Genomic DNA, 6,329 nt, shown 5'->3' with positions numbered 1-6,329 from the left:
GGACAGCGGCTATACGGGGCTTGAGAAGCGCGATGAGATGAAGGGCAAGCGCAAGTTGCGCTACCTGATCGCGGAGAAGCGCTCGAAGCTGAAGCAGATCAAGAACAAGCGCGAACTGAAGTTGGCCAAGCGCTGGGAGCACACCAAGGCCAGCCTGCGTGCGAAGGTGGAACACCCGTTTCGGGTGATCAAGCGTCAGTTTGGTTACGTCAAGGTGCGCTATCGCGGTTTGGCGAAGAACACCGCACAGGTGCTGACGCTGTTTGCACTGTCGAATCTGTGGCTGACGCGCAAAGCGTTAATGCCTGCTGCGGGGAAGCTGTGCCTGTAACCCAGGCAACACCCCGCAAACGGCCGAAACCGGCAAAAAATCGGCGATTTGAGCGCCCTCAGCGCGGCGGATGCGGTTGCTTCGTTTTCCGGTCGCGTTGATCAGACCATCCCTAACGACAACGGCCGCGTACTGCGGCCGTTGTCGTTTCACTACCAGCATCGCTGCCGATCTACGCCGCTACGCGCGCGGGCATGGTCACGATGGTTTGGCGAAGGCCCATGCTGCCGTGGAACTTAACCTGGAACCGTTATCCCGTGGAAGTGAACCTGGAACCGTTATTTCCTCGCAAAGAAATCACTCATCCAGCGGCCGTCTTCGACGATGTTGCGCTCACGCGCAAACCCGATCTGTTCAAGCTGCTGGGTAAAGCGATCAAAGTCCAGGCGACAAATTCCGGTCATCGCAGGCGATGCACCGGCCACATTGCGATCGAAGCGGAATCCAAACCATCTGCCATCAAGCTTGGTTTCATCGACTCCAAATCCATAACTCCAATCCTTATTGAGCGGGCCGAAGGCCCGATATCGGCGTTCGTCGCCTTTCACGAACTCAACCGCCTGCCCCATCGTCGAATTCAGACGCTCGGGAGTGAAGTCGGAGATGTTCTGGCTGCCCTTGATCAACACAAGCAGCTGACCAAGCAAGCCTTCCGCAGTGGGCTTGTTAGGCGGCACAGTGGTAGGACTGGATGAATTCATGGCAGATGTCTCCGTGACGGTTGCCGGGGCTGGTGTGGCCGCTGTGTGGGCGCAAGCGCCCAGGGCGAAGGTGGCGAGCAAGGCGTAGAGGGGGCGCGCGATCATGAAGCGTCCATTGTGCGCTGGTGTGGCTGCGACGCTAGTGGCATCGGGCACCGAGGTCAATCGCAAGGCTTCCGGCAGCCGCACCATCATCGCCGCACGCTGCGCGGCTTGGCCGGCACCTCCGTAAGCTCCCCCGTCAAGCAGACACATTAAAAGTAGAACTTCCGGCGTGTTGGTTGCGGTACTCGACAGGCGCCAGCCCGCCGAGTGAATCGTGTGGTCTTTCTTCGTTGTAGTCGATCATCCACCAATGCGCGGCCTCGCGAACATCATCGAGTCGGGTGAATAGGTGCTGGTCGAGCACTTCCTCGCGAAAAGTGCGGTTGAAACGCTCGATGAAAGCGTTCTGGTTCGGTTTGCCGGGCTGGATGTATCGGATCGCCACGCTATTGATCTTTAGCCAGCTGGTCAATGCTTCGCCCAGGAACTCGGGCCCGTTGTCGGAACGCACGACCTGCGGCAGGCCACGGTCGTGCTTGATCTGCTCGAACACGCGCACCAGACGATGCGAGTTGATCGACGTATCCACCTCGATGTGGAGCACCTCGCGGTTGAAGTCGTCGACCACGTTGAAGGTGCGGAAGCGCCGGCCGCACGCCAAGGCGTCGCTCATGAAGTCGACCGACCAGACGGTGTCAGGCAACCTCGGGACATACAGCGCGACACGCTCGCGCTTCGGAAGACGCCGCTTCGCAGCGCGGCGCAGGTTGAGCCGCATGGCCTTATATACGCGATAGATCCTTTTCGGGTTCCAGTCAGGACGCACCCTGCGTAGCACGTCGCTGCATTTCCAGAAGCCGCGACTCGGTCGATCTTCGACGACACGTGCGATCGCCGCAATCAACTCGGCATCGCGCACTGTCCAGTCGAGCGGTGGCGCATACCACGCCGCACGCGCAAGCCCGACGCATGTACAGGACCGACGCAGTGGCCGCGCGTGCACCTCGATCAGGTACCGCACGGCCTCGCGCTTGCGCGCCGGCCCTAGAGTTTTTTTGCGATGAGATCCTTCATGGCCGCGTTGTCGAGCGCCAACTCGGCGTACATCCGCTTGAGCTTGGCGTTCTCGGACTCAAGCTCCTTGACCCGCCGCAACTCCGAAGCCTCCAGGCCTCCGTCCTTGCTCTTCCACTGGTAGTACGTCGCTGTGCTGATACCGACCTGGCGACAGATGTCCTTGACGGACACGCCGGCGTCGGCCTGCTTAAGCGTCGCGACGATCTGCGTCTCGGTAAACTTTGATGTGCGCATAGAACCTCCTGGCTGAGGAAACGATGCCAGAAAGAACTACTTATGCGGTGTCTGCCAGGTGGGGGAGCTTACGCCTCCACCGGCGGCAACACCTCCATCAACAACTGGCCTTCGCTCGCGGTGATGCGCAGCTTGGTGCCGATGGCAAAGCCCAGTTGTTCCAGCCATAGGCCGCTAAGGCGGACGTGTGGCACGTGCTGGTCGCCGGCGCACGCGGCAATGAGGTAGCTGACGGCGGATTGGCGCGCTTGGCGTGTGGGCTTCACCCTGCTTTGTTGAACTCAACGCGTCATCGACGGACCGGCCTGGGTAACGGCTTGCTGCGACTGCTCCAGCGCCTGCTGCTGTTCGCGTGCCTGGGCCTGAGTCTGGTTTATTGCCTGCAGGCGATCGAACGACTGGATCTCTGGTGTCTGCACGGCGTCCAGGGTCGGCATATGGGCGCGCTGGTGTGCCGGGTCATTGAGCGCACCCTGGACAAGGAAGACCTTGTCGCCGCCAGCCAATTGAGGTGTCGGCTTGTTGAGCACTACATGGTCCACCCGTGACAGCCCTTCCTCTTTTGCCAGCGCAAGCAGGCTGGCGGTCATGCGCTGACTTGCCCCGTCCCACTCTTTGCCGTGCTGGGCATCTAGCTGCGTCACGCCACCCTTGATTTGCTGGTAAAGCGCGTGGTCCGTATGGCCTGGCTGTGAGGGCAACAACGCGGTCTTCGGTGATGCCGGATGTGATTCGGGTCCAAGGCCACCCTGCTTCACATCAGAAGTAGTGATGTCGCCAACCGTTCCGGGCTCCGGCCGCCCCTGTTTAAGCTTCCAAGGGACGATGTGTTTGTCGTAGTAATCGCCATAATATTGCTCGTATGTCTTACTTGGAGCGACCGAAGGTTGTTCCGTCTTGAAGACCTGGGCAATCTGGTTCAATGCAGCATCGCGTGTGATGTGACCTGATATTTGCTGATCTGCAATTGCCTCGTACTGCTGCGGCCTCGTGCCGCTTCCAGAAATACCGATATCCGGCCCCTGATGATTCAGAATCTCGCGTCGGACTAGTGCGTTACTGAGCGTTGCAGCTGCTTCGCCGCGCAGCATGTTATTCACATAAGCTTGCTTGGAAGAATAATCTTTAGGCTCGGCAAACCCATGGTGTCCAATCTCATGCGATAGTGATCTGGCAATCCGCTCGCCTTTGCCAGCTGCGTTCTGGTCAATCACTACTTTTTTACCTGGATCCAGGTAAGTGCCTCCACCCGCACTGCCCCAATCAACGCCTATGCCATCGCGCTTGAACTGAGAAAGGCCTGCTTGGAGTGTAGGCGAAGAGTTAATTAGAGGCGCTAATGCTGGATCTTTCAGCGGAGAAGCCGGCAGCGCGCCATTGGATGGTGCACCTACCTGTTTCGGCTGTGGAATTTTTTGTTCTTCATTACTTTCCATCACGCATTTCCCTTGCTTGATTCATCAAGCTTTATCTCAAAGTTTGCTGATCGAGATATAGCTTAGGTGTGACTGGTCTTCCGTCAGACCAAAGATGACCTTGGTGCCGTTAACTGTCATCTCCCAATAGGCCCTGGAATCTCGCGCATCTGGACGAGGTGGGTAAGGGATAGCGTCTACCCAGGGAGACTCCATAAAAATCGGGCCAGGTGGTGAGAAATCGATAACCAACTTCCCACGCGATGGATCATCTGTCGCATTAATGAACTCAACATGCCGCACCTTTTTACCTGCCAGCACGCCTTGCTCGCTTACCCGAAGCTCTCTTTCTCCGTCTAAGTGCCGTGGTCCAAATTGAGCTTGGAGCTGAGTACTGACGTCGGCAACATCCTGGAAGTCTGTTGCGATCAAACGATCGACGTCTTGTTTGAGGCGCTCCGTCACGTCTTTGCTCCTGGTTTCAGAGGAGGGCTTTGCAGCCGCTATGGCTAACTGATCGCGTGGAGTGCTCGGGGCACACCCCGCATGAAGGGTGCATAGGGCCAGCAGGGCAATTGATAACAACGTTGCCTGAGGGAAGGCATTACGTCCTTGGTTAACTTGCCGGCCATGGGATTTCCCAAGGTGAAGGGCCATCTCCCTTATCCTGCGCTAAGAGTAGCGCTGAAATTTAACACGTTGATGACCTCAGATCAGGCGGCGGCAGCAATTACTTCACCTGGTTCTCCGTTGGCGAGATCGGCTAGCGGCGGACAGGATTCAGCTGAATGCGGCGAGCATCGCTCACCGACGCGCCCTAAGGTGCTTTGCAGGCACCTCCGTCGGCGGCAACACCTCCATCAGCAGCTGCCCCCGCGCTGGCGGTGATGCGCAGCTTGGTGCCGATGGCAAAGCCCAGTTGTTCCAGCCATAGGCCGCTGAGGCGGACGTGGGGCACGTGCTGGTCGCCGGCGCCCGCGGCGATGAGGTAGCTGACGGCGGATTGGCGCGCTTGGCGTGTGGGCTTCACCCTGCCTTGTTGAACTCAACGCGTCATCGACGGACCGGCCTGGGTAACGGCTTGCTGCGACTGCTCCAGCGCCTGCTGCTGTTCGCGTGCCTGGGCCTGAGTCTGGTTTATTGCCTGCAGGCGATCGAACGACTGGACCTCTGGTGTCTGCACGGCGTCCAGGGTCGGCATATGGGCGCGCTGGTGTGCCGGGTCATTAAGCGCACCCTGGACAATGAAGACCTTCTCGCCGCCAGCCAATTGAGGTGTCGGCGTGTTGAGCACTACATGGTCCACCCGTGACAGCCCTTCCTCTTTTGCCAGCGCAAGCAGGCTGGCGGTCATGCGCTGACTTGATGCATCCCACTGCCTTCCATGCTGGGCATCGAGCTTTTGCACTCCATCCCTGATCTGTTGGTAAAGCGAATGATCCACGTGGCCGGGGTCTGACGGAAGAAGCTGAGCTGATGAGCCTGGCAGCTGGGGATCGCGCTCCCGGAGCTCCTGTTCCAACTCGCGTGCAGTGATGGGCGAGACATGCAGGTGCGTATTCTTGCTGTGCTGGAACAGGCCGGGCGTTGGCGGCTGCGTGCTGCTGTCGAGGTAAGGCATGGGGCGCGTATCGCTGCCCAGGTCGATGCCGTTGCGCTCCAGTACTTCTTCCTTCAATCCCAAGCGCTGCATGTCCAGGATCATCGGTTGCTCCGGGTCTCCTGGCTTTGGCTTGTTGTAGTGGCGCTCGTAGATGGCAGCCGTTCCAACCACCCACGGGCCGTAGTGGTTGGCGTAGTCGGACTGACCCGTATAGCCGATGCGAGTGCTCTTGGCATCCTTGTCGAAGAAGTTTGCACCCATCGCCTCAACGTTGGCAGGAGTGACAGGCATCGTCATATCTGCGTTCAAGGTAAGGTTGGACTTGAGCGCGTAATTGAACTGCGGCATTCCGCCAGTTCGATCAATGAAGTCGTGCATGCGGCCGGGTGCTTCCCGATAAATATCTTCCAAGGAGGCATGCGGATTTGACTGGTTTACCCTGCTGACGATTGCATTCCAGCCTGCAATTTCTGCACTTGCTTCATCTACACGGTTACTTGCTAGAACCTTCTCCGCCGCGTCCGAATAGTCGTGCGTGGTCTTGGCTATTTGCGCCGCAGCGGTTTCGAACGTCTTACGGGAAGCAGCTGCGTTTGGGCTGTACATGGCGTGTTGCAGTTCATGCCCCAGCACAAACGTCATGTCACCGGAATCAAGCAACTTGCCGCCATGCCCATTGGAAAGCCTGGACAGCGGCAGCCGGATGGAATTCTCATTCGGCGTGAACGTCCCGCCTGCATTCGGATCAGTCAGAGGTTTTAGACTGAGTACGCGTTGCTTGGCAACCGCATCATTGAATTGGTCAAGCAGAACGGGCGATGCGGCTAGCACACCCTGCAGATTGGTGACATGTTCGGGGGTGACGCCTGGCTCGCGCCCGAAGTCATCAACAATGGCTTGTGCCTGTGGACTCAATGGCATGA

General features: G+C 58.5%; 5 protein-coding genes and 3 pseudogenes. 1 reads left to right on the top strand and 7 read right to left on the bottom strand.

The genetic code is table 11. The annotated features are described in order from the left end of the window. Positions 1–331: transposase (locus tag NX05_RS19755; protein ID WP_155550126.1), on the top strand; the 331-nt coding region annotated here is incomplete at its 5' end. Between the two features lie 284 nt (positions 332–615). Here the strand turns inward: NX05_RS19755 and NX05_RS19750 are convergent. The 7 genes and pseudogenes from NX05_RS19750 to NX05_RS19715 form a co-directional block, all read right to left on the bottom strand. After that, positions 616–1,137, bottom strand: a pseudogene (locus NX05_RS19750) (hypothetical protein); the annotation flags it as partial. A 136-nt stretch (positions 1,138–1,273) separates the two neighbouring features. Beyond that, positions 1,274–2,388, bottom strand: a protein-coding gene (locus tag NX05_RS23260) for an IS3 family transposase (RefSeq protein ID WP_172645762.1) whose coding sequence is annotated in 2 segments (ribosomal slippage) — positions 1,274–2,136 and positions 2,136–2,388 — 1,116 coding nt in all. Because the reading frame shifts where the segments join, the coding sequence is not laid out codon by codon here. Positions 2,389–2,456: 68 nt separating this feature from the next. Continuing rightward, positions 2,457–2,642: pseudogene (locus tag NX05_RS25060) on the bottom strand (SymE family type I addiction module toxin); the annotation flags it as partial. Positions 2,643–2,669: 27 nt separating this feature from the next. Beyond that, complete coding sequence (locus NX05_RS19730) at positions 2,670–3,824, bottom strand: XVIPCD domain-containing protein (RefSeq protein WP_249027752.1); 1,155 nt, start codon at positions 3,822–3,824, stop codon at positions 2,670–2,672. Positions 3,825–3,860: 36 nt separating this feature from the next. Then, a complete protein-coding gene (locus NX05_RS19725) occupies positions 3,861–4,268 on the bottom strand; it encodes a hypothetical protein (protein ID WP_010376368.1) in 408 nt (135 codons plus the stop codon). Positions 4,269–4,607: 339 nt separating this feature from the next. Beyond that, positions 4,608–4,821 (bottom strand): annotated as a pseudogene (locus NX05_RS19720) (SymE family type I addiction module toxin); the annotation flags it as partial. Positions 4,822–4,848: 27 nt separating this feature from the next. Further along, positions 4,849–6,327 carry an XVIPCD domain-containing protein gene (locus NX05_RS19715; RefSeq protein ID WP_017118103.1) on the bottom strand — a complete coding sequence of 493 codons (1,479 nt, stop codon included), beginning with the start codon at positions 6,325–6,327 and terminating at the stop codon, positions 4,849–4,851. Positions 6,328–6,329 lie beyond the last annotated feature (2 nt).

Source organism: Xanthomonas vasicola (assembly GCF_000772705.2).
Taxonomy (GTDB): Bacteria; Pseudomonadota; Gammaproteobacteria; order Xanthomonadales; family Xanthomonadaceae; genus Xanthomonas; species Xanthomonas vasicola.
Note: the sequence above shows the minus strand (reverse complement) of the source record. Positions and strands in the feature narration are given on the sequence as shown.